The sequence below is a fragment of the Shewanella sp. 38A_GOM-205m genome (assembly GCF_000518445.1).
In the GTDB taxonomy this organism is placed as follows: Bacteria; Pseudomonadota; Gammaproteobacteria; order Enterobacterales; family Shewanellaceae; genus Shewanella; species Shewanella algae.
In genome coordinates this window covers 90,162-114,049 of sequence record NZ_JADP01000014.1, presented here as the reverse complement: position 1 = coordinate 114,049, position 23,888 = coordinate 90,162, and the positions used below count along the sequence as shown (strand labels likewise).

The window sequence follows — 23,888 nt, the reverse complement described above, 5'->3', positions numbered from 1 at the left end:
CCTTAAATACTGTCCAGCAGGGACTGGAACAGCCTATCGGCCGTGGCTATCACCCTGGCATTGGCCTGGTATGACTGTTGATAAACGATCAGGTTGACCCCTTCCTCGTCCAAATTGATGCCACTGGTGCTGGCCCATTGGCTCTGTGCTTCTTTCTGTAGTGCCAGCGCTGTCTTGCTCTCTTGCTGCGCTTGCCGGGAAATACTGCCCAGCTCACCCACCTTACTGGCATAGGCATTACCCAGAGTGGCTCGACTGCCCATGGAGGCAAAGTCCAGCTCCTGATTGGCCAAGGCCACAAAGGCCTTGAGATTGCTGTTATCCCCCGGAGTGCCATCCAGGCCGAAGGCCAGATCGCCGGAGTTCAGGCCCTGATTGAGCCGCAGACTGCCCGCCGGGTTGGAAGCATCCAAGTGCCAAATGGCTTGGGTCGCCTTATTGCCGGCCAAATCTGTGCCTTTAGCCTGAATGTCATTCATCTGTTGTGCCAACTGGGTTGCCAGTTCATCCAAGAAAGCCCGACTCTGTTTCAGGTTGGTATCCCGGTAGTTGAGTAGAGCCCCCAGCTGACCACCCGTCTCCTGTAACTTAAACTGAGACTGGCCAAAACTGAGCTCTAAATTGATTTGCTTGGGATTTGCCGGATCTGTCACGCCCTTGAGTGTTGCCGGAACAATACCACTCAGCAGCGGCTGCCCCTGAGAGAGCGAGATATTGGCCAGGCCCTTGTCATCCATCACTACCCGGATATCAATGAGTGAAGATAATTCAGCTATTGCGGCATCCCGGTTATCCAATAGCGAGGCCGAAGGCACCTTGGCAGCCCCGTCGGCGGCGATATCTTCATTCAAGCGAGCTATCTTCTCCAGCAGAGTATTGATCTCTTTGATGCTGGCCTGGGTCTGGCCGACGATTTGTTGCTCTTGACTGTCCAGCCCTGAGGCTATCGAGTTGAAACGCTGCGCCACGCCGTTGGCTTCATTGAGCACCGCCTGTCTGAGCGCCGGGTCATTGGGCTTTTCCATGGCCGCATTCATGGCGGCAAACAGATGATCCAAGCCAGTAGAAAGGTTGTTGCTGTCGGCGGCCATCAGCTGTTCCAGCTGGCCGGCATAGCTCTGTTTAACACCGGCGAAGCCCACATCACTGCCGGTACGCCACAGTTGCATCACCTGATACTGATCCGAAATCCGCCGCACCCCATCAACACTGACGCCATTACCGGCGCCATAGGCGCCGCCACCGACTGAGCTGAGCAACACCTGCTGGCGGGAATAGCCAGGCACCATGGCGTTGCTGGTGTTGTTGGACATGACTTGTAAGGCCGCCATGCTGGCATTCAGCCCGGACATGGCGTTATTGAGCAGATTCATTCAGTCTCCTTGTGAACTGGCGGAACCAGGAGTGCAGGTTGCATTGCCATGGTTGTCTTCTCAGAAGAAGCGACCGGTTCGGCACTAAACTGAAGTTTTGCCCCCAATTGTCGACTCATAACATCCGCAAGCCCGGTCGATTGCATCTGCGACAACCTCAGTGCCAGCTCGGAATCATACCAATCCCGATACAGGCCATCGTTGCTGGATGACAGCAGATTCTCTTCATCGGCAATGGCATCGCTGGCGGTACGCATCTGTTTCAGCACAGTCTGCAAAAACATGGCTTCAAACTGCTGGCTGACCTGCTTCAGGGCGCCCTTTTCGCCATGCGCCTTAATCAGCTCGCCCGAGTCGAGCCGCCCCAGCAGCCCCGGAGTTTGGGTTACTTTCATCAGATCACCACCAGATCAGCTTCCAGGGCACCGGCTTCTTCCAGTGCCTGCAAGATAGCCATCAGATCCATGGGAGAGGCTCCCATGCTGTTGACGGCACGTACGATATCATTCAAAGAGCTACCCTCTGGCCAGACAAACATACGTCCGTCTTCCTGTTGAATATCCACATCCGAGTCGTTGGTCACCACGGTCTGACCGGCGGCATCGCCAAAAATCCCCGGATTGGGCTGGCTTACCTGCTGCTTCTCTGTAATGGTCACAGTCAGGTTGCCGTGGCTGACGGCGGCCTTGCGCACCACCACATCACCGCCCATCACCACAGTCCCTGTGCGAGCGTTGAACACCACCTTGGGAGGAATGCGGCCGGGCTCGACCATGATGTCTTCCAGCATAGACATAAACATTACCCGCTCCCGCTCGGATTGCGGCGCCCTGACGCTCACCTGAGCATGGCTCTCGGCCTTGGCGACATCCGGGCCAAACACGGCGTTGATCGCCTTCTCAATATTGCGGGCACTGCGAAAGCCAGCCTGCTTGAGGTTGAGTATCACCTGCGGATTACTGGCAAAAGAGCTGGGAATGACAGCCTCGAGCAAGGCGCCCCCAGGAATACTGCCGACGGTAGGCACATTGATGGTCATGGAGGTGCCGTTGCGGCCCTGGGCCGACACGCCGCCCACCACCAGATTCCCTTGGGCGACAGCATAGATTTCACCGTCGACCGCCCGCAAAGGCGTCATCAACAGAGTGCCGCCCCTGAGGCTCTTGGCATCCCCTATGGAGGAGACGGTCACATCCAGAGTCTGCCCCGGACTTGCCAGCGCCGCCACATTGGCAACCACGGCCACGGCGGCAACGTTTTTCAGCTTGGGATCCATGCTGCCATCAATCTGCACCCCAAACTGTTTCAGCATGTTCACCACCGACTGGCCGGTAAACTTCACCTGGTTCTTGTCACCTGTCCCATCGAGACCCACCACCAGGCCATAGCCCACCAGTTGGTTTTCGCGGATCCCCTGCACATCTACCATATCCAGCAGATGGCGACTCTTCTCGGCCAACACCTGGCCCGGCATGGTAAGCCCCAGCAACAGCAGAGCTAAAAGCAGTCTTGTCATCTTCATTCCTGTTACATAGGGAACCAGGGGCTGTTGAAGTAGCGAGCCGCCCAGCCCATGGCATTACTGTCGGCAATGGCGCCCTGGCCACCGTAGATAATGCGGGCGTCGGCAATCCGCTGCGATGAGATGGTGTTCTGGTTGTCTATGTCATCGGAGCGGATAAGCCCGATAAGACGCAGATACTCATCCCCCTGACTGAGGCGAAGCCATTTCTCACCGCGGATCAGCAGCACGCCGTTGGGCATCACCTTGGCCACTGTCACTGTAATGGCGCCGGAAAGCTGGTTCTGCTGAGTCGTGGCACCGCTGCCATTGAAGCCACGACCAAACTTGCCCTCACCATTGGCGCTGAAACTACTGTCATCCACCCCGCCCTGAACGCCAAAGTTCAGATCCTGAGACTTATTGGTCTGGGTATTGGCCTTCTTGCTGGAATAGGTCTTCTCATCCAGGGAGACTGTGAGTATGTCTCCCTCGCGAAAGGCCCGCTTATCCTTGAACAGGGTCAGCATAAAGCCGGGGCGATACAGGCTGCCATCTTTGGCTTCCGGCAAGGAGTAGTCCACCTCAGGCGGTGCCCATTCTTTGTTGCCCGGCTGCTGTTCTGCGTCGGGGAAGTGGGAGATACAGCCGCTGAGCGACAGCATCAGCAGCGCCAACAAGAGTCTCATGATCTTCATACCGATTGGTTCAGGAACTTGAGCATATCGTCAGTGGCTGAGACCACCTTGGCGTTCATCTCGTAGGCTCTCTGGGTCGAGATCATCTCTACCATCTCTTCGACCACATTGACGTTGGCCCCTTCGAGCGCACCCTGACGTAAACTGCCCAACGCTTCCTCGCCGGGAACCCCTTCTATCGGCACACCGGAAGACGCGGTTTCGTGGTACAGGTTATTGCCTCGGGACTCGAGTCCGGCCGGGTTGGCAAAGTGCGCCAGGGTGATCTGCCCCAGCTCCATCGCCTCTGCCTGACCCGCCACTTTGGCACTCACCACACCGTTTTCGGCTATGGTGATCCCGGTGGCGGTTTCGGGGATCTGGATGTTGGGCACCAAGGGCAGCCCCTGGGAGGTCACCATGATGCCGTCGCTGTTACGATAAAACTGGCCATCACGGCTGTATGCCACTTCGCCATTGGCTTCTTCAATCTGGAAAAACCCCTGGCCCTCAATAGCGATATCCAGTTGCTGATTGGTAGTGAGTATGTCGCCTGTGGTGAACACCTTCTGGGTACTGGCTACTCGGGCGCCCGTGCCCAGTTGCAGCCCGGATGGCAACTCATTGAGCTCGTCTACTTGGCCGCCTGGTTGGCGCTGTACCTGATAGAAGAGATCGTTGAAACCGACTCTATCGCGCTTGAAACCTGTGGTATTAACGTTGGCCAGGTTGTTGGCGATGGTCGTCATCTTCACATCCTGAGCAGTCAATCCTGTCTTACTCACCCATAATGCCGATTGCATTTAGACTCTCCTCAATATTAGGCGTCACGCAGCAGGCGATTACCCGCCTCAGCCAACTTCTCTGCGCTTTTCATTAACTTAATTTGCACTTCAAACTGACGACCCAGATCCATGGAGGCCAGCAACTCACCAACGGCATCGACATTGCTGCTCTCCAGCGCGCCGGAAGCCAGCCGTACTTGCTCGGACACCTGGGCCTCGCCGTTGTTGGCATACAGCAAACCATCGGCGCCCTTGTGCAGCTGATTCTGGGCAGCGTTCACCAGCTTGAGCTGGGCAACCTCTTCAATCAGCCCACCCTGCTCGGCCACTATCGACAGGCGGCCGTCTTCACTGACAATCAGCTCGCGATACTGAGGCAGCACCAAAGGCCCATTGGCGCCCATCAAGGGGAACCCCGCCACTGTCAGTTCACCGTTGGCACCTTCGCTGATGGCGCCGTTACGGGTATAGGCTTCGCCCTGAGGTGTTTGCACTGTGAAATAGCCATCGCCCTTAATCGCCATATCGAGCCGGCGCCCAGTGCTGACTATCTCTCCATGGCGGCTGTTGAAACCGACATTCTGGGTCTGCGGCAAGATCCGCGAAGCAAAGCTTCCCTGGGTCTCAGACACAGGAACCGCAGCAACCCGCTCCAGATCGGCACGAAAGCCCTGGGTATCGGCATTGGCCAGGTTGTTGGCCCGAATCGCCTGGGACTGCAGAATGCGGCTGGCACCCTGGGCCGCGGTATAAATCATCTTATCCATGAGTCATCCGTCAGATGGCGTTCAGCAGCGCCTGCTGCATGGTCGAGTTGGTGTCCAGTACCTTGGCATTGGACTGATAGTTACGCTGCGCCGTCATCAGGCTCACCATCTCGGCCGTGGTATCCACGTTGGAGCCCTCAAGATAGGCACCCTTCAGGCTGCCCAGAGTACCGCTGCCAGGTGCGCCGACTGTGGCCTGCCCAGCTGAGGCAGAGGCCTGCCAGGCGTTGTTGCTCACAGGCGTCAAACCATTGGGATTGTTGAAATCTGCCAGCACCACCTGGCCCTGCAGCAACTCCTGACCATTGGTGTAGGTACCAAAGAGCATCCCGCTGTCATCCAGGCGTATCTTGTTGAATTCACCGGCGGCATAGCCATCCTGACTCAGGCTGGAGTTGTTATAGTCATTGGCGTATTGAGTGAACCCTTCATAGTTCACCGCCAGGCTGACATCCTCGGCACCGGCCTTGGCGGGCAGAGTCAGGCTCAGCTTGTCGCCGCCGCTCAGGCTGCCCTTCTTGTCAAACTGCAGGCTGTGGCCGTCTTTGGGTTCGAGAACGGCCGAGTCCAGCACGAAGTAGACTTTCCATTCATTGTCGCCTGTCTTGGCGTAGTACTGGGTCAGGGATCTCTGGTTGCCGAGTGAGTCGAACACACTGACAGTACCCGAGGAGTGATAACTCGCCGGGTCTGTGGGCGAAAATGGCGTCGTTGCAGGATCTATGGCTTCCATACGCGCATCCAGGTTGGACACCTGATTGACCAGAGTCGACGCCTTGGCCGGCAGAGAACCTGTCTTGATCTGCAAGTCACCCATGGTGCCTGTTTGCAGCACGCCATCGGCCGTGGCCGGATAGCCCTGCAGACGGTTGCCGACAGGATCTGTGATAAAGCCCAGTGCATCCTGGCCGAAAATCCCGGCGCGGGCATAAAGATTGGAGCCATCGGTGCCACGCAACATAAAGAAGCCACTACCCTGGATCCCCATATCCAGCTCACGGCCTGTGTAGGTCAGCGTGCCCTCACGGGAGAAGTTCTGGCTGGTATTCATCACATTGACACCGGCACCCATGCCACTGTTGTAGATGGCGGCAAACTCGCTGCGACCACCACGGAAGCCCCAGGTAGAGGCGTTGGCAATGTTGTTACTTATGGTGTTGAGGTCCTGACTGGTGGCCTGCAATCCACTTAGCGCAATATTGAAAGACATCTTGTCTCCTGTTATGAAACTTCGGAAATATCCAGCACAGACACTGTGCCCAAACCGTTGGCCAGCTCAGCCATCATCATGCCCTTGGCACTGACGAAATGAACCTTGCTGATTTCGCCGGCGAGAAATGACTGAGCCTTCAATGCTTTTTCACCGTCGCTGGCCTGAACTTTCAATTGGTATTCCCCCGGAGGAAGCCCCAGTCCTTCGGGATCTATCTGAAAACTGACATCACCTGCCGCCTGACTGCCGAGCTCCAGGGTTTTGACGACTTCCCCGTTTTTATCGCTGATCTCCACAGTCACCGCCGAGGCGCTGTGCTCCAGATAGACTTTGCCGTCTATCACATGTTCGGCCGCGGTAAAGCTGTCTGCCGGCACCATGGCCTGCTTACCGATAAGGGAAGCCGATTGCACCAGCCCGAGGTTTTCCATCATGGTCATCTGGTTTTTCTGGTTCTGGCGCATCGCCTCCAGGCTCTCCACCTGGGAGAACTGCGCCAACTGGCCCAGATACTCACTGGCATCCAGGGGGTTGGTAGGGTCCTGATTCTTGATCTGGGCTATCATCAACGACATAAACTCGTTCTTCAGCGAAGCGGGATCATTGCCGTTGGCACGGATGGCATCTGTCTTCTGGCCATCTTCGCGGGTATTGACGTTCTGTACCTGTTGCATCCTCTATTCCCTTATTTTCCCAGAGCCAGGAGTCCCTGCTGCATGGAGCGGGCGCGGTTCATCACTTCGACACTGGTTTCAAAAGCGCGGCTGGCGGCCATCATGTCGGCCATCTCTTCCACTGTGTTGACATTGGAATAGGTCACATAGCCATCGGCATTGGCCAGCGGGTGGCCGGGTTCATAACGGGTTTCCAACGGTGCATCGGACTGCACCAGGGCCTTGATCTGCACCTTGGCACTGACGCTGTTGTTTTGTTGCTGATAGAGGGTGGAAAATACCGGTTTTATCGCCCGGTAGGCGCTATCACTGGACTCGGCAGCCACACCTGCGTTGGCCAGGTTACTGGCGATAGCGTTCAGTCTCAGGGTCTGCACCGTCATGCCACTGCCGGCAACCTGATATATCTCTGCAAATGACACGATTACTTCCCTTCGATAGCGGCCTTCAGGCCTTGGATTTTCATGTTGAGAAAGGTCAGGCTGGTCTGAAAGTCCATGGCATTTTGTGAAAAACGCGCCTGCTCCTGTCCCAGTTCAACCGTGCTGTTATCGGCACTGGACTGATAAGGTACCCGATACCCCACTGTGTACTGCCCTCCAAAAGGGATGCCGGCATCCAGCTGCGCCATCAGAGCACCAAAGTCCAGATCTCTGGCCTGGTAGCCGGGTGTTTCGGCGTTGGCCAGGTTTCCGGCCAGCACCTTGCTGCGCTCAACCCTGAAATCCAATAATTGAGGATGCAGACCCAATGCCGCATCGAGCTTGATAGCCATGGTTTCTCCTAGTAAGGTATCCATAGGTTTTCGCTCCTTGTAACAAATACCATGCCAATAGTTTTTACCCTTAAAATACAATGACTAACAAGCCAACCGTCAATAATTGCGGAACCCTGATTTCCCCTTTTGCCTTGCTGCTTTTGCTGTTGTTTCCGCTGCTTCCGTTGCCGGCGGCCGCCTCGGCCAACCAGGTCGAGCAAGCGGCCAGACAATATCTGCAGCAGCAATTGCAGCAGTTTGCTGCGGCGCAACAGATGAAACCGCTTCAAAGCAAGATTCGAATGACACTGCCATCCGGGGTCAAGCGCCTGGCCGACTGCCCGCAAAAGCCGGACATCAGCCTGGCCAACGCTTCGGCGCCGCTCTGGGGACGGGTATCTTTGGAGGTGCGTTGTCCGGCGGCCGACTGGCGTTTCTTTCTACGGGCCAGGGTCGAAGCCAAGGCCCAATTGCCTGTGCTGACACAAACCCTGCACAGAGGCAGCATCATCGACGCGCGGAACATAGAGTGGCGCTGGCTGGAGTTGCAGGCCAGTGACAGAGACATTGTCAGCAGCCAACGCGAGCTCATAGGCAAACAGGTGGCGCGCAGGATCCGCGCAGGTGAAGCCATCTTGCTGCGCCAGCTGAGCCAGAGTGATTGGGTGCGTGCCGGTGAACAGGTGATCATTCAGGTCAGCCAGGAGGGTTTTGAAGCTCAAATGCCGGGCACCGCGCTGGAAAGTGCCTCCCGGGGAGAAGTGATTAGGGTGCGAAACTTAAGCTCGCAGAAGGTCATCAAGGCCTACCCGATAGCGCAGGGCATAGTCACACCACAAAAGTAGTTACTCAGCAAATGTAGCCACATCACAAAAATAATTTTATTTTTTACGGATCCGGTCGCCTTTACTCACTAGAGCACATTATTTCGGGGGTTCAATGGAAATCACTCAGCGTCTGCATGCGGTTATCAGCGACAGCGGCGTCACCGCAGCGAATCGGCGTCAACGCCAGGAAACCACGGTATCCGCAGCCCAGCAGGATAAGGTAAGCCCTGAGTATCACTGGCTGAATCAGGCCCAGACTCAACTGGCTCAGGAGAGCGAGGTAGATCAACTCAAGGTGGCCAGCTTGCGTCAGGCACTGCAACAGGGCAATTTTGAACTGGATGTCGAGGCCATGGCCAAAGCTATGCTGCAGCAGCACGGGAAACAGGACAAGTAAGCCATCCATGAGCAATAAACGCGAAGCACTGCAAGGTCTGGTCGCCGGGATCCGCCAGGACATACTGGACTACCGGGAGTTAAAGAAGCTGCTGCAACAGCAGCGCCAGTTGATGCTGCGCCATGACAATCAAGGGCTTATCCAGCATAACCAGCAGCAGGATCAGTTGGTCGCCAAGTTACAGCACAATTCGCTGCAGCGCGCCGCACATCTGGCACAAATAGGTGTCAGCAATGATCATCAGGGCATACGCCAACTGCAGAGTAAACTGCCCGAGCAGGCAGCTCACAAACTGGAACAACTGTGGCAGCAACTGCTGCAACAGGCCAGAGAGAGCCAGAGACTCAACGAGCTCAACGGCCAACTGCTGGTGCGCCAACAGGAGATCATCCGCGGTATTCTGGGGCTGGGAAATGCCGATGAGTACCCACAGAACCTCGCTTCACCTCAGTTTCCCTGAAGCCTTAAGCCGCGCCGTACTGCTGCCCGCCAACTCATCAAGCTGAAACTGCTCCTGCTGCTCCAGCCGTCGTCGCTGTCGCTGTTGCTGCTGCCCGTCAAACCAATTTACCCGCTGATAACGCCCCAACTGCTGCAGCCATAAGCCCTGCAGCCTTTGTTGTTCATTGCCGAGCAACTGCTGCTGAGTATTGAGACTCTGCTTCAATGGTTGCAGCCTTTGCAGCAAGGCCTGACTGTTGCAAAGCCCCACTATTGAACCCTGACGAAACTGGCTGTAATGGGACTCCAGTAACGCCACCTGCTGCTGTTGCCCCTGCACCTGGGCCTGACGTTGCTGCAGCGCCTGTTTTTGCTCCGCCAACTCGCTGAGCTTACGCTGCTCAAGATGGCTCAGGCGTTGCAACAGTTTCATGACTCACCTCGCAGTGCACGGGTCAGCGATTGCAGTTGTTGTTGGCTGCCCGAAAGGTCAACCGCCTCGTCTGTGGTTTGGGTCAGGTAGTCGGCAATCCTCGGGTAATGGCTCACGGCGGCATCCAACTCGGGATCCTGCCCCGGTTGATAACCGCCCAACGGCAAGAGCTCACGTACTTCCTGATAACGCGCCAACATACGCCGAACCAGTGCCATCTCCTGCTGTTGTTCCTTGGGGGCAATCTGCAGCGCCAAACGACTGATAGAGGCTCCCAAATCCAGTGCCGGGAAATGCCCGGCCTCAGCCAAGCGGCGGCTCAGGAAGAAGTGACCATCCAGTATCGCCTTGGCCGCATCGGCGATAGGATCCTGTGTATCTTCCCCTTCGGTCAGCACAGTGTAAAACGCCGTCAGGGTTCCCTGTGGATGAGTGCCGTTGCCCGCCATCTCCACCAATGAAGGCAGTTGGGCGAAGGCCGAAGGCGGATAGCCTTTGGTGGCCGGCGGTTCCCCCAAACTCAGGGCTATCTCCCGCTGTGCCTGGGCGTAACGAGTCAGTGAATCCACCAGCAGCAACACCCTATGGCCCTCGTCGCGAAAGCCACAGGCTATCTGGTGACACAGGCGCATGGCTCTGAGGCGCATCAAGGGGGAAGTGTCTGCCGGAGCGGCAATCACCACGGCGCGGCGGCGCCCCTCTTCACCCAAGGCCTGCTCGATAAACTCGCGCACCTCTCGGCCGCGCTCGCCGATGAGCCCTACCACCACGCGGTCGGCCTCGGTGAAGCGGGTCATCATCCCCAGCAGTACACTCTTGCCCACCCCGGGACCGGCAAACAAGCCTACCCTTTGACCACAGCCAACCGGCAGCAAGCCGTTGACGGCTCTGACCCCCACATCGAGAATGCGGGTAATGGGTTGCCGGGCAAGAGGATTGGGCACCTGAGTGACAGGGCGACAAAACTGCACACCACTCAGCGGCCCGAGCTGATCCAGCGGCTGGCCAAGGCCATCGAGTACCCGGCCGAGCAGGCCGGCACCCAGAGGGATCTTATGGGTCTCTGTCTGGGGAATGACCCGGGCGCCAGGGCTCAGCCCCTGGGTGTCTGTGATAGGCATCAGGCAGAGGATCCCCTGATGGAACCCCACCACCTCGGCCTCGACATAGGTGCCATCGCGCCGCTCCACCATGGCGCGATCGCCAATACCCAGGTTGCAGCCGACCGCCTCCAGCAACAGGCCACTCACGCGGGTCAGGCGTCCGTATATCTGGGCTACCGGTACCCGGGGCCAGTTTCCGGCCAGGACATTAGTCTTCATTGCTGGCGACTGTGGCCTCGGCTTCTGGAATCAAGTCGTCGTTCAAATGAGCTTCAACCTGATCCATACAGTTGTTGAGGCGGGTTTCCATGGAAGCATCGGCATCGCACTGATCGCAAACCACCCGGCAACTGCCCTGGCTCAGGCTGTCGTCGGCCACCAGGTGCCAGTCGGCCACCTTGTCGGCCGCCAGATGCTGTAGCTGTTTGATGGTTGAGGGTTCCAGGTGGATCTTGATATCACTGGCATCCTTGGGCAGTGCCTGCAGGGTTTCTTCAACCAGGGCAATGATCTGCAGTGGCTGCAGCGACAACTCGCAGCGGATCACCTGCTGTGCCACCCTTCTGACCAGGTCGACAATCAACTGCTGTTGCGCCTGGATCTGCTCGGCGTGGCTCTCGGCGAGCAGCTGTTGCAATGCCGTCATGGGAGTCAATAGCTGATTCAACTGCTCATCTATCTGTGCCAAACCCTGGCTGCGCCCCTGCTCCAGCCCGTCCCGCAGCCCGGATTCCTGGCCCGCTTGGCGCCCCTCGGTTTCGCCCTGAGTCTTGCCGGCTTCAAAGCCCTGTTCCCAGCCTTCCTGATAGCCCCGCTCCAACGCTTGCTGGAAGTCTTGCCAGTTGCCTTGTTCAGGACTCTCCCCTTCCAGGGGAGCAAATTGATAACGGCGCACCTGAGATGCACCTATGCGCCAAAGGCGACTATCTGCACCCATTACTCAACCACCTGTTCTTCAAACAGTTGCAGCTCGATTTCGCCGTTCTGCATCATCTCTTTGGCCGTTTCCATAATGTTGCGTCTCGCCTCATTGGCCATGCTCAGCGGCACAGCGCCCAAGGCCTCGGCCTGGGTCTCAATGGCGGAAGACATACGCTTGGGCAGGGCGTTGAGCAGAGTGCGTTTCAGTTCGCCATCAATACCCTTGAGTGCCAGTGCCAGCGACTCGGCTTCGACCGCCCCGAGGATTTCCTGCAGGGTTTCCGGCTTCTGACGGCCCAGGATGATAAAGTCGAACATGTTTTCGGTAACATCATTGGCCAGATGCTTGTCCTGCAAGCGTATCATCTGCATCAGATGTTCACGGTCACCATCGAAGCGGTTGAGAATGTCAGCCACCTGACGCACGCCGGACACCTGGGTATGGCTTTTCTCCATCGCCATCACCATGCAGCGCTCCACCAGTTGCCGCAGCTCTTCCACCACATCCCGATCCAGCTCGCCGAGGCGGGCTATGCGTACCAGCACTTCGTCCTGGTTGTCTCCCGGCAGATGTTGTAATACCTGAGCGGCAATTTCCGGTGGCAAGAGTCCCAACATGATGGCCTGCAGCTGCACATGTTCGTGCTGCAGCTCCCGCGCCAACAGCTTGGCATCGACCCACTCCAGCCGCTTCACCAACATCTTGACCTCATCGCCATAGATGCTGTCGATAAGGCCCTTGGCGACTCTGTCACCCAGTGCCAAATCCAGGGTTTTCTGGAGATAGGCTCTCGATGCCCGGGCGATACCGGCCTGCTCTTTGTAGCGGTTGAAGAAACGATCCAGTACAGATTCCGCTTCCTGCTGGGTCACCGAAGACAGGCGCGCCATCTTGTAACTCAGTTGTTCCACATCCTGGCGGTCGAGGTGCGCCATGACCTGAGAGGCACCTTCCTCACCCATACACAAGAGCAACATGGCCGCCTGCTCAAGATTGTCCAGAGTCGTTTGTTCAGTCACGATTTTTGTCCTTCATCCAATGGCTGATCACTTCGGCGACTCTGGCGGGTTCTTCCGTTGCCAGCAGTCCCAGGTGCTGCATTTTCACCGTCAGTGGCGAGCCGGGCGGCGGCAGATTCGACTGCGGCAAGGCCTTGCTGTCCTCTGCCTGCAATGCCAGCTGAGGCGGCTCAATGGCTTGTGTCAGAGGCTCGGCTTCCAGCGCCATTTCAGCGGCTTTGTCACCGGCCTTGTTGCCAGAGCGTCTTGAGCCTGAATCACCGCGGGTCAGGTGCTGAACCAGGGGGCGCAACACGAACAGAATAAGCAGTAAGGCCAATAGAGTGCCTATGCCATATTTCAGGTATTCACGCAGATGCTCGTTCTGCCACCAGGGCAAAGCTTCTATCACGGGCTTTTCCGGCACCACGAAGTCAAAACTGTTGATATTGATCTGATCGCCACGAGCCTCGGAAAAACCTATGGCGTCTTTAACCATGTCGCTTATCTGCTGCAACTGCTGCGGTTGCCAGCCTTCTTTGCCTGCCGCCTGTTGGTTCAACAAGATGGCTACCGACAGCCCTTCCAGCTGCATCTGTTGGAATTTGGTGTGCCGCACCGAGCGCCCAACTTCGTATGAGCGGGTTTCCTGTTGCCGCAGACTGCTTTCCTGATTGTCCTCTTTCTTGCCCTTCTTGCCGGACACAGGCTTGTTGCTCAGAGCGCCGGGGATCCCCAAGGCCAGGTTGCCGTTGGTTTGGTCTTTGTTGAGTGTTTCCTGAGTCATCACAGGATTGGGATCCACAGACTCGCGGGTTTCCTCTATCTGGTTAAAGTTCACCCTGGCGACCAGCTGCACCTGATAATTGTCCCGTCCCAGAATCGGATTCAACATGGATTCGGCGCGGGCGATCAGGTTGTTTTCCAGCTCATGGGTATACTTGAGCTGCTTGCTGCGGGATTGGCTGATGTCCTGGCCGGAGGCCATATCGGCATTCAAGTAGTTGCCGGCCTGGTCGACTATCTGCACCTGTGCCGGGGTCATGCCTGTAATGCTGCCGGAAACCAGGTTGGCAATAGCGCTGACCTGTGACTCATCCAAACGCGCCCCGGAATAGAGTTCCAACAACACAGAAGCGGTCGGCTTTTCCGGCTCGGCACGAATGAACAGGGTTCGCTTGGGAATCGCCAGATGCACTCTGGCATAACGTACGGCTTCGAGCGCCATTATGGTGCGCGCCAGTTCCCCTTCCAAACCATGAAGATAGCGGGCATGCTCCATAAACTGGCTGGTACCTATGGGCGCCTTGGCCAGGTTTTCCAATCCTTCCGGAAGTTGAGCTTGTACTCCTTTGGCCGCCAGCAGGAGCCGCGCCGAACTCAACTTGTTTTCCGCCACCAGGATCTGTCCCGAATTGGCTTCCAGGCGATAGTCAATGCCTTCACCCTCAAGCACTTCAATGATCTGGCTGCTGTCGACCTTTTCCTTGAGGCCGTACAAGGGCCGATATCCCTGGCTGCCACTCCAGAGGAACAACACCAGCACACAGGCCACTGCCGAGGCCAGTATGGCCAGCAACAGCATTTGGTTCACATGGGATAGCTTCCCCTTGATCGCTTCCAGCATGGGCTTTTGTCCGGCGGCAGACGGTTTTGCCGGTAGAGCTAAACTCGTTGACATCTATTGTCCTTAAATGGGCATTTTCATAACATCATCAAAGGCTTGAACAAGGCGATTACGCACCTGCATCAAGGCCGAAAACGACAGACTGGCCTTTTGAGACGCCACCATGGCGCCCACCAGATCATCGCTCCTGCCGCTGTCGACCGCTTGGGTCAGCATTGATGATGTCAGCTGATCTTGATTGATCTCCTGCAGCTTCTGCTTCATCAGGCTGCCAAAGGAGACGACTTGGGGAGTGTGGCCATCGATGGAAGGCATGATTGCGCCCTGGGCAATCTCCTTGTGGATGGCCAGCGTTTGCTGGATATTGTTAAAACCGGCGGAAATACTATTGTTGCTCATTGCTGCCATTCTCTGTTGTCAGCCATTCAGGCGGCCTTGGCCTTGGCTAAAAGGCTGTCGATATCTATGCCCGCATCCCGCATCTGTACCAGCTTGTAGCGCAGTGCCCGGGTGGTCATTCCCAAAGCATCGGCACTGCGACTGCGGTGACCGCCAAAACGCTTCAAAATCTCAATGACATATTGGAACTCTGCATGTTTTTTGGAGGCTTTAAGCCCATTGGATGGTTCCGGAATGGAATTTACACTTGCAATATTTTCCGGCAGCCTGATGCCTAAATCGACAACCTGTAAAATAGTGCCATGACGCATAACCAACGCCCGCTGAATGACATTTTCCAGCTCTCTGACATTACCAGGCCAGTTATAATTAATTAGCGCATTTTTAGCCGCATCGCTTAAATAACATTCTTGACCATTGGTCAAATAGCCATAAAGCTGAATAAAATGTTCCGCCAGCGGAATAATATCTTCCGCCCTTTCCCTAAGGGGTTTTAATTCCAGTGTCAACACATCCAAACGATAATAAAGATCTTCCCGGAATCGGCCTTGAGATACAGCTTCTTTTAAATTTTTGTTGGTAGCTGCAATAACGCGTATGTTCAAAGGAATGATTTTATGACTGCCGACTCTTTCGACTTCTCTTTCCTGCAATACCCGCAAGAGTTTTGCCTGCAAAGATAAAGGCAGTTCCGCTATTTCATCCAACAACAGAGTGCCACCTTCTGCCAACTCGAATTTTCCCGGTTGATCTGCGCTGGCCCCGGTAAAGGCACCTTTAACATGGCCAAATAGTACCGACTCGAGTATCTGCTCAGGAATGGCGGCGCAGTTCACCGCCACGAAGGGCTGCTCCCTGCGACTGGAATGGCGGTGAATGAAATGGGCCAGCGGCTCTTTGCCGGTACCACTCTCGCCGGTGAGCAAAACTGTGGTATCCGCCTTGGCGGTTCTGTGGGCCAGCATCAACAGCTGCCGACTCAGGGGAGAAGCCACCACCAATTCGCTGTCTTCCTGCTCCATCTGCCGCAGGCGAAACAGCAGCTTGATCAGTTGGCTTTCATCCAGGGGCAGCAGTAGGTAGTCCTGAGCCCCGGCCTGCATGGCCTTCACCGCCAGCTCAGTCTGCTCAGGTTGCAGCAACGCCACCAGATTGTGGGCCCGCTGTCGATGCAGAAGTCCGGCTACCTGCTCGGGGCTGCAGGCAGAAACATCGACCAGCGCCAGCCAGCTGCTGATCCCTTCTATGATATTAAACCCTTCCTGTTCCATGAGCTGGGCTGTCTGAGTACTGACCAGCCCCTTGCAGCCAACCACGCTGTAGTTTTTCAAGACTCTATCCTCATACCGCTTTGACCAGTCGAATCCGTACTCTACGATTCACTTCGGACTGTTCCTTGGAATAGGGCTGACGATTGCCATGATGTCTGGCTTCTATCATCTGCCGTTTCACCCCCAGCTCCACCAGAGCCGCCACCACGTTTTCCACTCTGTCTTTGCTCAATACCAGATCCGCCAACCTGGAGCTGCCGTCGTCTGCATGACCATCGATCAGAATTTTTTTGATGTTGCGATCCACCGCCACATAACGGGCCACGGCTTGAATATCGGCCTGCATGGACGAATCCATTCCAGCGATTCCTGAGGGGTAGAAAATAGATAAATCATGAACATAGTCATAATCTTGTGGGAGCAGTTGTTGGCGGCACTGGCGCAAGGGTTGTAACTGGCTTCGGGCACTGAGGGTATCGACCTCAAGCAGGAATCCATCACTTTGTCCAAGATCAAATGTCCAGCGCCATCCCTGCTCCAGCCCCTTGATAAAGACGCCCAGTTCCCCGCCGCTCAGGCTGGCCTTTCCTGTTTGCCATTGCATCTGCCGGCTCTGCACCTTGCCCGGAAATCCCTCGCCCCATGCAGGATAGCCAACGCTGGCGCTTACGCTGTGGGCTTGGTTGAGCCAGGAGGAGATCAGGGACAAGTTGGAATGTTGCCCTGGCAGCAGTTCCAACTGCAGCAAGCCGGCTCCGGCAACTGCAACGCTGAGCCGGCAACCAAAGGGACTGCTACTCAGTTGCCAGGCATCATCGTCCGCGGCCACTCTGTAGGTCACCGTCTGCGTGATGGGTTCTGCGAAACTGATAGCGCTGAACAGCAAGAAACACAGGGCTAGGGTCAAAGGCTTCAACACAGTAAATTCCAGTTAGTGAAGGATAAATAGATGGAATAATTACAATGTAAATTCCTTTGTTATTACCCTTATTTCAGCGATGAATTCGAATTGAAAAAATATACTCTAAGCACCTAAAACCCAGAGGTAGGCGCTATTTTAATCGCTATTAACATAGCCAATTCGATTAACCTTAAAACAGTTAAAATCTCTTAGAATATTAAACAATCACTTTTCTATCGAGAAAATTGACGGCGAAAATAGCTCATACAAATGTATCCTGTCAAATTACAAAGTGCTTTTTTTGATTAACATCAATGTGTCAATTTTTTGTCTTATAGCCATTTTTTGACGCTGAATAAATACATACTTTTCAGCTTGTATGATGCCCAGACTTTGATAATATTCTGCCCCCTGAGTTTAATATATCATTGGTTACTTTTTCTCAAAAAAAATAACTTTTTTGTATCTGTATTGTTGCGAGCAGCGACTGCGCGGTAATGGTTTAATGAAAATAACTGCACGGTAATAATGGAATGAAGATAACTGCACGGGCAGAGCTAATAAAATCAGATCAGACTCATGATTGTAGGCCGATTGCTCTAATTCGAGAAAAATTAGCCCGTAGTCGTTTATTCGGACAGTTGGATAACTGCAATCAAGGATTATTACAAGCGCTAAATCAAATACTCAAGCCATTGACACGACAGGGACTTCCGGCATTGATTCGTACCGAATTAACGCCCGGTGAAACGCTGCTGAAAAGTTGTAATAAACATCATTGGTTTGCCTTTAAATATCAACGCAAGCTATTGGGTTTATTGCGAATTGATCGCTGTACCCTCGAACAGCTGGCCAGCAGCTACTATGGCGGTCAATCCGGCCAGCTGTACTCGCCGCTGGGAGCGCCGACTCAGTCGGAATTTCGCTTGGGGCTCAAACTGATGCAGGCGTTGCTGGAAAGCATGCCCTTTGATCCCATCAAGCCTGACGAACTGCAGATAGAACTGTCCGGTGCCGAGACTGAATACAAGGTCGCGGCCCTTTGGTCGATGAGCTTTCCGGACAGCCATTACACCAGTCCTATGTTGTTTGCCATGACAGACGAGCTGCTGGGACGTATCGGTCAGGCCGCCCCCCAATATCAACAAGCCGACAATCTCGAACAGGCGCTGGAACAACAGCTGACCCAGATCCCGGTCAAGCTCAAGCTGGAGCTGGGTTGGCAACCCATGCCGGTACAGGCTCTGGCCGAACTGCAGCCCGGGGAAATCATTCCACTGAATCTGCATCAACGCTGCCCGATTTCACTGGGAGGGCTGACTTTATTCTACGGCTCGGTACACAGCCACCAAGGCAAGTTGGTCGCTCGCCTGAATCAAGATGCTTTCCAACAAAATGAGGATGATCAAAGTGGATGGACAAACATCGCTGAGTGATGATTTTTTACTCGACAATGAACTGCTCGAAGAACCGTTGACCTCGGTACAGGTAAAGCCCTCCCGGGATATGAGCTTCTTCAAGCAGCTGCCTGTGCAGGTCACTCTGGAACTGGCCAGTACTGAGATGACACTCGGCGAACTGACCCACATGGGACAGGGGGATGTTATCGCCCTGGATCGCATGGTGGGTGAGCCTTTGGATATCCGGGTCAATGGCGCCCTGCTCGGACGCGGCGAAGTGGTTGAAGTCAATGGTCGTTACGGTGTGCGGCTGCTGGAGGTCGTTGCCAGTGGCGCAACCTTGGTCAAAGAATAGCGGCCTATTCCTGCTCGGTTTATTGCTGCTGTCACTGCTGGCCCTTCCCGTGTCTGCTGCCGATGGCATGACACTCTTCACCCTGGACGACGGTCAACAGGCACAAAAGGTCAACATCAAACTGGAAATTCTGGCGATGATGACAGTGATGAGCCTGTTACCCGCCATGCTGCTGATGATGACCAGTTTCACCCGTATCATCATAGTACTGGTAATTTTGCGTCAGGCGTTGGGTTTGCAACAGAGCCCGCCCAACAAAGTATTGATAGGTATCGCCCTGGTACTCAGCATGTTTATCATGCAACCCGTGGGCAAGGAGATCTATCAAAAGGCCTACCTTCCCTATGATCAGGGGCAGATAGAGCTGCCGCAGGCGATTGCGATTGCCGAGCAGCCGCTGAGGCATTTCATGCTGGCGCAGACCCGGGAAACCGACCTGGAGCAGATGCTGAAAATCGCCCAGGAACCCTTGACCCTGACCCAGGAGCAGATCCCCTTCTTTGTGATCCTGCCGGCCTATGTGCTGTCGGAGCTGAAAACCGCCTTTCAGATTGGTTTCCTGCTGTATCTGCCCTTTTTGGTGATAGATCTCGTGGTGGCCAGCGTGTTGATGTCCATGGGGATGATGATGCTGTCGCCGCTGATTATCTCCTTGCCATTCAAGTTGTTAATCTTCGTGTTGGCCGATGGCTGGTCTATGACTGTCAGCACCCTGACGGCCAGCTTCGGATAGCGCCATGGAGCTGAGTGAACTGACAAGCTTCTTCTCCGATGCCATCTACCTTGCGGTATTGATGGTATTGGTGTTGATCAGCCCGGGCCTGTTGCTGGGTCTGTTGATCGCCATCTTTCAGGCCGCCACTCAGGTCAATGAGCAGACCCTGAGCTTTCTGCCCAAGTTGGTACTGACTCTGCTAATGGTGCTGTTCGCCGGCCAGTGGCTGGTGCAGAAGCTGCTCGATCTGTTCAACCAGCTGTTCCTCTCTATCCCCCATGTGATTGGCTAAAATGCTGAGCCTGACGACAGACTATCTGCAGCAACTGCTCGGCTCTTTCTGGTGGCCTTTCAGTCGTCTTCTGGGGGCTTTTCTGGTGATGCCTTTCCTCGGCCATATCCATGTCCCCGTATTGATTAGAGTATTGTTGGCACTGCTGCTGGCGGCGCTGATCATTCCGATACTACCGGCGGTTCCCGTCCTCGACGCACTCTCATTCAGGGCAGTATTGCTGGCGCTGGAACAACTGCTGCTGGGCATGATGCTGGGACTGTTTCTCAGCCTGATGCTGCATATCCTCAGCCTGCTGAGTACCATTTTGTCGATGCAGATGGGGCTCTCCATGGCGCTGGCCAACGACCCCGGCAGCAGCAGTAGCCAACCTCTGCTGGGGCAGATGCTGGTAATGTACGGCACCCTGCTGTTTCTGGCGTTGGACGGGCACTTGGTTGCCATAGGCATCATAGTGGACAGCTTCCGCCTCTGGCCCATAGGCAATGGCTTGTTCGACCTGCCCTTGATGCAACTCATCGGCCAGTTTGGCTGGATGTTTGCCGCCGCCTTGATGCTGGCGCTGCCGGCGGTGATGGCGATGTTGGTGGTCAACCTGACATTCGGGGTGCTCAGCCGCTCGGCGCCCTCTTTGAATATCTTTGCCCTGGGTTTTCCCATGACCATGATCATGGGGCTTGTCTGTGTCCTGCTGTCCTTCTCGACCCTGCCGGACAGGTACAGCGACTTTTGCCTCGACGCCCTGTTTGCCATGCATCAATTTCTGGGGGCGGCTAAATGAGTCAATCATCCTCCCAGGATAAGACTGAAAAGGCCAGCAGTCACAAGCTGCGCAAGGCCAGAGAGAAAAGCCAAACCCCGCGCTCGAAGGATCTCGGCGCCTGTGTGCTGATGATTGCCGGCTCCCTGCTGCTGAGCAACAGCGGCGATTGGCTGGCGCAGCAGCTGATGCAACAGACTGAGCTGCATATGCTGGTCAGCCGCGAAAACCTGGATACCCCGGGAATGATGCAGAGCCACCTGGCTGCTGCGCTGCTGGGGATACTCGAGCTGCTGGGACCGTTGTTTCTGATGATACTGCTGCTGGCCGCTATTGTGGGCGGCTTGCCCGGCGGCCATGTCTTCAACCTAGGCAATGCGGGCTTCAAGTGGAGCCGTATCGCCCCTTTGAGCGGCCTCAAGCGCATGTGTGGCACCCGCTCCCTGGTGGAACTGGGGAAATCTTGCCTGAAAGTCAGCTTGCTTATCGGGATCATGCTGCTGTTTTTAAAGCATGATTTTGATCACTTGCTCTACCTGAGTCAGCAGGATCTGCTGCAGGGTGCCAGCACAGGGCTGCAGCTGCTCAGTGACTACATCCTCTATCTGGGACTGGGAATGTTGGTGATCGCCCTGGTCGATGTGCCCTACCAACTCTGGCAGCACTACAAAGAGCTGAGGATGAGTAAGCAGGAGGTCAAGGATGAACATAAACAGATGGAGGGTAAGCCGGAAATCAAGGCCAGAATACGCCAACTGCAACAACAGTTTGCCCGTTCCCGCGCTTCGGTCGCCGTACCTCAGGCCGATGTGTTGATGGTCAACCCCAGCCACTATGCCGTGGCACTCAAGTATGACCCGGCCAGGGCCGAGGCCCCCTTCGTTCTCTGTAAGGGCCGCGATGAAGTCGCCCTCTATATGCAACAGATTGCCAAGCAGCACGGCGTCGAAATCCTCAGGATTCCGCCGTTGACCCGCGCCATCTTCCACTCGACGGCAGTGGAGCAACAGATCCCCGCGGCGCTGTTCAAGGCTGTGGCCCATGTACTCAATTACGTTTTGCAGATCCAGGCGGCCCGGGCCGGACGCAAACCCATGCCGGCACCACTGCCGGAATTTCATATTCCACCCCACTTGCGACATAACTAAAGGATAACCCAATGAACTGGCTGCGATTACTTACCGCCAATAAGTCCCATGCCATGGTGCCATTGCTGCTGCTGACCCTGATGGCGATGATCATTCTGCCGCTGCCGCCTTGGCTGCTGGATGTGATGTTCACCTTCAACATAGTGCTGGCCATCATGGTGTTGCTGGTGAGTGTGTCGATTCGGCGGCCGCTGGACTTTTCCATTTTCCCGACCCTCTTGTTGCTGGCAACCCTACTGCGACTCACGCTGAACGTGGCATCGACCCGGGTGGTGCTGATCCGCGGCCATGAAGGCGGCGATGCCGCCGGTAAGGTGATCCAGGCGTTCGGTGAAGTGGTGATCGGCGGCAATTATGTGGTTGGCGCCGTGGTGTTCCTGATCCTGATGATCATTAACTTTGTGGTGATCACCAAGGGTGGCGAGCGGATCTCCGAAGTGTCGGCCCGCTTTACCCTGGATGCGCTTCCCGGCAAGCAGATGGCGATAGATGCCGATCTCAATGCCGGTTTGCTGACCCAGGATCAGGCGCGGGAGCGGCGTAAAGAAGTCGCCGCGGAAGCCGACTTTTACGGCTCTATGGATGGTGCTTCCAAGTTTGTTCGCGGCGATGCCATTGCCGGCTTGTTGATCCTGGCAATCAACATCATAGGCGGTATCTGTATCGGCATCTTTATGCATGATCTCAGCGGCACAGAGGCGTTCAAGACCTATGCACTCTTGACCATAGGTGACGGCCTGGTGGCGCAGATCCCATCGCTGCTGCTGGCAACTGCTGCGGCGATTGTGGTCACCCGGGTTTCAGATGCCGAAGAGATGCCGGCCCAGTTCAACGAACAACTGCTGGCCAATCCAAAAACTCTGGCGACCGCGGCGCTGGTGATGTTGATCATGGGTCTGGTACCCGGCATGCCCACTTGGGTATTCCTCAGTGCCGCGTTGTTATTGGGTTTTGTCGCCTACAAACAGTACCGCACCAAGCCGACAATCATGCCACAGCCACAGGCCAAACAGGCCGGCGAGGCCCTGAGCGAACCTCAAGCGCCCAGCTGGGACAGCCTGCCCTATGTCGATGCGATAGAGGTCAAGCTGGGTTATCGCCTGGTGTCTCTGGTGGAAAAAGAGCGCGGCGCCGAACTGATGAAACGCCTGACCGGAATTCGCCGCACTCTGTCGGAACAGGCGGGCTATCTGCTGCCGGAAGTCAGGGTCAGGGATAACCTGGCGCTGAGCCCCACTCACTACCAAATCAGCATAATGGGCACGCTGGTGGCCACGGCAGAACTGGACCCAGAGCGACTGCTGGCGATTCGCAGCAGCAATGTTTTTGGTGAGCTGGACGGCATCATCACCCGGGATCCTGCCTATAACATGGAGGCAGTCTGGATAGAGCAGGAAAAGAAAGCCAATGCGCTGAACCTGGGTTATTCCGTCGTGGACAACGCCACAGTGATCGCCACCCATGTCGCCAAGTTGCTGCGGGAGCGAATGGCCGAGCTATTGCAGCACGATGATGTGATTTCACTCAATGAACGACTGGCGCGCCAGGCCCCCAAGCTGGCCGAGTCCCTGAGCCAGGCGCTGTCGCCGATTCAGCAGCTCAAGGTGTACCGGCTACTGCTCAGGGAACAGGTTTCTTTGCGGGATATATTGACCATAGGCACCACACTGCTGGATTGCAGTGAGAACAGCAAAGATCCCGTACTGTTAGCGGCAGATGTTCGCTGCGCGCTAAGGCAGGCGATAGTACAGGCCATCTGTGGAGATGCGCCTCAGCTCAAGGTGATGACCCTGACCCCAGAGCTTGAGCGACAACTGATGAGTGCCCTGAGCACCGCCCAACAACAAGGCAGCGTGTCACTGGATGGTTTCCCTGTGGATCCGCAGTTGCTGGCGCAGCTACAGCAAAAAATGCCCCAGCTGCTGGCCGAGGCCAAGGCCGCCGGACATCACCCTATCCTACTGGTGCCGCCTCAGTTGCGCCCGCTGCTGGGCCGTTATGCTCTGGCATTTTCAAGAGGTCTTAATGTGTTGTCTTACAATGAGATTTCTGAAAACAAAGACATTATGGTCGCCGGTCAGTTGGGATAAACTGGCATTATTGGCATGGAGTAAATCGTTGTAATTCACCTTAAACTTATACTAAAGTCCTA

At 55.6% G+C, this 23,888-nt stretch carries 28 protein-coding genes; 10 read left to right on the top strand and 18 right to left on the bottom strand.

Annotation, left to right across the window (positions count from 1 at the left end; all coding sequences use genetic code 11):
- Positions 1-2 precede the first annotated feature (2 nt).
- The 10 genes from flgK to N512_RS0111390 are packed head-to-tail and all read right to left on the bottom strand — an operon-like array spanning position 3 to position 7,765.
- On the bottom strand, positions 3-1,373 hold the full coding sequence (flgK, locus tag N512_RS0111435; RefSeq protein WP_028780423.1) for a flagellar hook-associated protein FlgK: 1,371 nt from the start codon (positions 1,371-1,373) through the stop codon (positions 3-5).
- Positions 1,370-1,768 carry a rod-binding protein gene (locus tag N512_RS0111430; RefSeq protein WP_025009142.1) on the bottom strand — a complete coding sequence of 133 codons (399 nt, stop codon included), beginning with the start codon at positions 1,766-1,768 and terminating at the stop codon, positions 1,370-1,372. Before N512_RS0111430 ends, flgK begins: the two co-directional genes overlap by 4 nt.
- Positions 1,768-2,889, bottom strand: coding sequence for a flagellar basal body P-ring protein FlgI (locus N512_RS0111425; protein WP_028780422.1), 1,122 nt, complete (start codon positions 2,887-2,889; stop codon positions 1,768-1,770). Before N512_RS0111425 ends, N512_RS0111430 begins: the two co-directional genes overlap by 1 nt.
- Before the next feature lie 11 nt (positions 2,890-2,900).
- Positions 2,901-3,563: a flagellar basal body L-ring protein FlgH gene (flgH, locus tag N512_RS0111420; RefSeq protein WP_025009140.1), complete on the bottom strand. Its 663-nt coding sequence runs from the start codon at positions 3,561-3,563 to the stop codon at positions 2,901-2,903.
- Between the two features lie 5 nt (positions 3,564-3,568).
- On the bottom strand, positions 3,569-4,354 hold the full coding sequence (gene flgG, locus N512_RS0111415; RefSeq protein ID WP_025009139.1) for a flagellar basal-body rod protein FlgG: 786 nt from the start codon (positions 4,352-4,354) through the stop codon (positions 3,569-3,571).
- 17 nt (positions 4,355-4,371) lie between these two features.
- The gene (locus N512_RS0111410) at positions 4,372-5,103 is read right to left on the bottom strand and encodes a flagellar basal body rod protein FlgF (RefSeq protein ID WP_028780421.1); all 732 of its coding nucleotides are present in this window, start codon (positions 5,101-5,103) and stop codon (positions 4,372-4,374) included.
- Between the two features lie 10 nt (positions 5,104-5,113).
- Positions 5,114-6,313: a flagellar hook protein FlgE gene (gene flgE / locus N512_RS0111405; protein ID WP_025888437.1), complete on the bottom strand. Its 1,200-nt coding sequence runs from the start codon at positions 6,311-6,313 to the stop codon at positions 5,114-5,116.
- An 11-nt stretch (positions 6,314-6,324) separates the two neighbouring features.
- Positions 6,325-6,990, bottom strand: coding sequence for a FlgD immunoglobulin-like domain containing protein (locus tag N512_RS22875; protein ID WP_025009137.1), 666 nt, complete (start codon positions 6,988-6,990; stop codon positions 6,325-6,327).
- Between the two features lie 11 nt (positions 6,991-7,001).
- The gene (flgC, locus tag N512_RS0111395; protein ID WP_025888439.1) at positions 7,002-7,412 is read right to left on the bottom strand and encodes a flagellar basal body rod protein FlgC; all 411 of its coding nucleotides are present in this window, start codon (positions 7,410-7,412) and stop codon (positions 7,002-7,004) included.
- 2 nt (positions 7,413-7,414) lie between these two features.
- Entirely contained in the window at positions 7,415-7,765 is a 351-nt protein-coding gene (locus N512_RS0111390) for a flagellar basal body rod protein FlgB (RefSeq protein WP_025009135.1), read from the bottom strand.
- An 80-nt stretch (positions 7,766-7,845) separates the two neighbouring features.
- On the opposite strand from N512_RS0111390, the gene flgA reads away from it, so the two are divergent.
- The 3 genes from flgA to flgN all read left to right on the top strand — a co-directional run bounded on the left by flgA (position 7,846) and on the right by flgN (position 9,431).
- The gene (flgA, locus tag N512_RS0111385; protein ID WP_037474825.1) at positions 7,846-8,592 is read left to right on the top strand and encodes a flagellar basal body P-ring formation chaperone FlgA; all 747 of its coding nucleotides are present in this window, start codon (positions 7,846-7,848) and stop codon (positions 8,590-8,592) included.
- 94 nt (positions 8,593-8,686) lie between these two features.
- A complete protein-coding gene (gene flgM, locus N512_RS22870) occupies positions 8,687-8,971 on the top strand; it encodes a flagellar biosynthesis anti-sigma factor FlgM (RefSeq protein WP_051472773.1) in 285 nt (94 codons plus the stop codon).
- 7 nt (positions 8,972-8,978) lie between these two features.
- Positions 8,979-9,431 (top strand): flagellar export chaperone FlgN, encoded by a 453-nt coding sequence (gene flgN, locus N512_RS0111375; protein WP_028780419.1) that lies wholly within the window; start codon positions 8,979-8,981, stop codon positions 9,429-9,431.
- Here flgN and N512_RS0111370 read toward each other — a convergent pair.
- The 8 genes from N512_RS0111370 to N512_RS0111335 form a co-directional block, all read right to left on the bottom strand.
- Positions 9,414-9,845: a hypothetical protein gene (locus tag N512_RS0111370; RefSeq protein ID WP_028780418.1), complete on the bottom strand. Its 432-nt coding sequence runs from the start codon at positions 9,843-9,845 to the stop codon at positions 9,414-9,416. The two genes, flgN and N512_RS0111370, sit on opposite strands and share 18 nt — an antisense overlap.
- Positions 9,842-11,167, bottom strand: a complete 1,326-nt coding sequence (locus N512_RS0111365) for a FliI/YscN family ATPase (RefSeq protein ID WP_028780417.1) — start codon at positions 11,165-11,167, stop codon at positions 9,842-9,844. Before N512_RS0111365 ends, N512_RS0111370 begins: the two co-directional genes overlap by 4 nt.
- Entirely contained in the window at positions 11,157-11,885 is a 729-nt protein-coding gene (gene fliH / locus N512_RS0111360) for a flagellar assembly protein FliH (RefSeq protein ID WP_025009130.1), read from the bottom strand. Before fliH ends, N512_RS0111365 begins: the two co-directional genes overlap by 11 nt.
- Positions 11,885-12,871 (bottom strand): flagellar motor switch protein FliG, encoded by a 987-nt coding sequence (locus tag N512_RS0111355; protein WP_025009129.1) that lies wholly within the window; start codon positions 12,869-12,871, stop codon positions 11,885-11,887. Before N512_RS0111355 ends, fliH begins: the two co-directional genes overlap by 1 nt.
- A 10-nt stretch (positions 12,872-12,881) precedes the next feature.
- On the bottom strand, positions 12,882-14,549 hold the full coding sequence (fliF, locus tag N512_RS0111350) for a flagellar basal-body MS-ring/collar protein FliF (protein WP_028780416.1): 1,668 nt from the start codon (positions 14,547-14,549) through the stop codon (positions 12,882-12,884).
- A gap of 9 nt (positions 14,550-14,558) precedes the next feature.
- Positions 14,559-14,894, bottom strand: coding sequence for a flagellar hook-basal body complex protein FliE (gene fliE / locus N512_RS0111345; protein ID WP_025009127.1), 336 nt, complete (start codon positions 14,892-14,894; stop codon positions 14,559-14,561).
- A gap of 26 nt (positions 14,895-14,920) precedes the next feature.
- Positions 14,921-16,165 carry a sigma-54 dependent transcriptional regulator gene (locus tag N512_RS0111340; RefSeq protein ID WP_051472776.1) on the bottom strand — a complete coding sequence of 415 codons (1,245 nt, stop codon included), beginning with the start codon at positions 16,163-16,165 and terminating at the stop codon, positions 14,921-14,923.
- A gap of 70 nt (positions 16,166-16,235) precedes the next feature.
- Positions 16,236-17,084 (bottom strand): MotY family protein, encoded by an 849-nt coding sequence (locus tag N512_RS0111335; protein ID WP_028780414.1) that lies wholly within the window; start codon positions 17,082-17,084, stop codon positions 16,236-16,238.
- 701 nt (positions 17,085-17,785) lie between these two features.
- Here N512_RS0111335 and N512_RS0111330 point away from each other — a divergent pair.
- The 7 genes from N512_RS0111330 to flhA all read left to right on the top strand — a co-directional run bounded on the left by N512_RS0111330 (position 17,786) and on the right by flhA (position 23,826).
- Positions 17,786-18,502 carry a flagellar motor switch protein FliM gene (locus tag N512_RS0111330; protein WP_051472772.1) on the top strand — a complete coding sequence of 239 codons (717 nt, stop codon included), beginning with the start codon at positions 17,786-17,788 and terminating at the stop codon, positions 18,500-18,502.
- Positions 18,468-18,821, top strand: a complete 354-nt coding sequence (gene fliN / locus N512_RS0111325; protein WP_028780412.1) for a flagellar motor switch protein FliN — start codon at positions 18,468-18,470, stop codon at positions 18,819-18,821. The genes N512_RS0111330 and fliN overlap by 35 nt, the downstream gene beginning before the upstream one ends.
- Positions 18,822-18,888: 67 nt before the next feature.
- Positions 18,889-19,554: a flagellar type III secretion system pore protein FliP gene (gene fliP, locus N512_RS0111320; RefSeq protein ID WP_229672027.1), complete on the top strand. Its 666-nt coding sequence runs from the start codon at positions 18,889-18,891 to the stop codon at positions 19,552-19,554.
- 4 nt (positions 19,555-19,558) lie between these two features.
- Positions 19,559-19,828, top strand: a complete 270-nt coding sequence (locus N512_RS0111315; RefSeq protein WP_025009122.1) for a flagellar biosynthetic protein FliQ — start codon at positions 19,559-19,561, stop codon at positions 19,826-19,828.
- A 1-nt stretch (position 19,829) separates the two neighbouring features.
- Positions 19,830-20,609 (top strand): flagellar biosynthetic protein FliR, encoded by a 780-nt coding sequence (fliR, locus tag N512_RS0111310; RefSeq protein ID WP_028780411.1) that lies wholly within the window; start codon positions 19,830-19,832, stop codon positions 20,607-20,609.
- Positions 20,606-21,736 carry a flagellar biosynthesis protein FlhB gene (flhB, locus tag N512_RS0111305; RefSeq protein WP_028780410.1) on the top strand — a complete coding sequence of 377 codons (1,131 nt, stop codon included), beginning with the start codon at positions 20,606-20,608 and terminating at the stop codon, positions 21,734-21,736. Before fliR ends, flhB begins: the two co-directional genes overlap by 4 nt.
- 11 nt (positions 21,737-21,747) lie before the next feature.
- Entirely contained in the window at positions 21,748-23,826 is a 2,079-nt protein-coding gene (gene flhA / locus N512_RS0111300) for a flagellar biosynthesis protein FlhA (RefSeq protein WP_028780409.1), read from the top strand.
- Positions 23,827-23,888: the final 62 nt, after the last annotated feature.

Coding starts and splice junctions, on each gene's coding strand:
- fliE (WP_025009127.1), bottom strand. CDS start 14,894: ATGAGCAACAATAGTATTTCCGCCGGTTTTAACAATATCCAGCAAACG.
- N512_RS0111315 (WP_025009122.1), top strand. CDS start 19,559: ATGGAGCTGAGTGAACTGACAAGCTTCTTCTCCGATGCCATCTACCTT.
- fliF (WP_028780416.1), bottom strand. CDS start 14,549: ATGTCAACGAGTTTAGCTCTACCGGCAAAACCGTCTGCCGCCGGACAA.
- N512_RS0111390 (WP_025009135.1), bottom strand. CDS start 7,765: ATGGCTATCAAGCTCGATGCGGCATTGGGTCTGCATCCTCAATTATTG.
- flgA (WP_037474825.1), top strand. CDS start 7,846: ATGACTAACAAGCCAACCGTCAATAATTGCGGAACCCTGATTTCCCCT.
- N512_RS0111365 (WP_028780417.1), bottom strand. CDS start 11,167: ATGAAGACTAATGTCCTGGCCGGAAACTGGCCCCGGGTACCGGTAGCC.
- flgG (WP_025009139.1), bottom strand. CDS start 4,354: ATGCAATCGGCATTATGGGTGAGTAAGACAGGATTGACTGCTCAGGAT.
- N512_RS22875 (WP_025009137.1), bottom strand. CDS start 6,990: ATGCAACAGGTACAGAACGTCAATACCCGCGAAGATGGCCAGAAGACA.
- N512_RS0111425 (WP_028780422.1), bottom strand. CDS start 2,889: ATGACAAGACTGCTTTTAGCTCTGCTGTTGCTGGGGCTTACCATGCCG.
- flgN (WP_028780419.1), top strand. CDS start 8,979: ATGAGCAATAAACGCGAAGCACTGCAAGGTCTGGTCGCCGGGATCCGC.
- flgK (WP_028780423.1), bottom strand. CDS start 1,373: ATGAATCTGCTCAATAACGCCATGTCCGGGCTGAATGCCAGCATGGCG.
- flgM (WP_051472773.1), top strand. CDS start 8,687: ATGGAAATCACTCAGCGTCTGCATGCGGTTATCAGCGACAGCGGCGTC.
- fliR (WP_028780411.1), top strand. CDS start 19,830: ATGCTGAGCCTGACGACAGACTATCTGCAGCAACTGCTCGGCTCTTTC.
- fliP (WP_229672027.1), top strand. CDS start 18,889: ATGACACTCTTCACCCTGGACGACGGTCAACAGGCACAAAAGGTCAAC.
- flgE (WP_025888437.1), bottom strand. CDS start 6,313: ATGTCTTTCAATATTGCGCTAAGTGGATTGCAGGCCACCAGTCAGGAC.
- flgH (WP_025009140.1), bottom strand. CDS start 3,563: ATGAGACTCTTGTTGGCGCTGCTGATGCTGTCGCTCAGCGGCTGTATC.
- flhB (WP_028780410.1), top strand. CDS start 20,606: ATGAGTCAATCATCCTCCCAGGATAAGACTGAAAAGGCCAGCAGTCAC.
- fliN (WP_028780412.1), top strand. CDS start 18,468: ATGATCAAAGTGGATGGACAAACATCGCTGAGTGATGATTTTTTACTC.
- flhA (WP_028780409.1), top strand. CDS start 21,748: ATGAACTGGCTGCGATTACTTACCGCCAATAAGTCCCATGCCATGGTG.
- N512_RS0111370 (WP_028780418.1), bottom strand. CDS start 9,845: ATGAAACTGTTGCAACGCCTGAGCCATCTTGAGCAGCGTAAGCTCAGC.
- N512_RS0111410 (WP_028780421.1), bottom strand. CDS start 5,103: ATGGATAAGATGATTTATACCGCGGCCCAGGGTGCCAGCCGCATTCTG.
- N512_RS0111430 (WP_025009142.1), bottom strand. CDS start 1,768: ATGAAAGTAACCCAAACTCCGGGGCTGCTGGGGCGGCTCGACTCGGGC.
- N512_RS0111340 (WP_051472776.1), bottom strand. CDS start 16,165: ATGGAACAGGAAGGGTTTAATATCATAGAAGGGATCAGCAGCTGGCTG.
- fliH (WP_025009130.1), bottom strand. CDS start 11,885: ATGGGTGCAGATAGTCGCCTTTGGCGCATAGGTGCATCTCAGGTGCGC.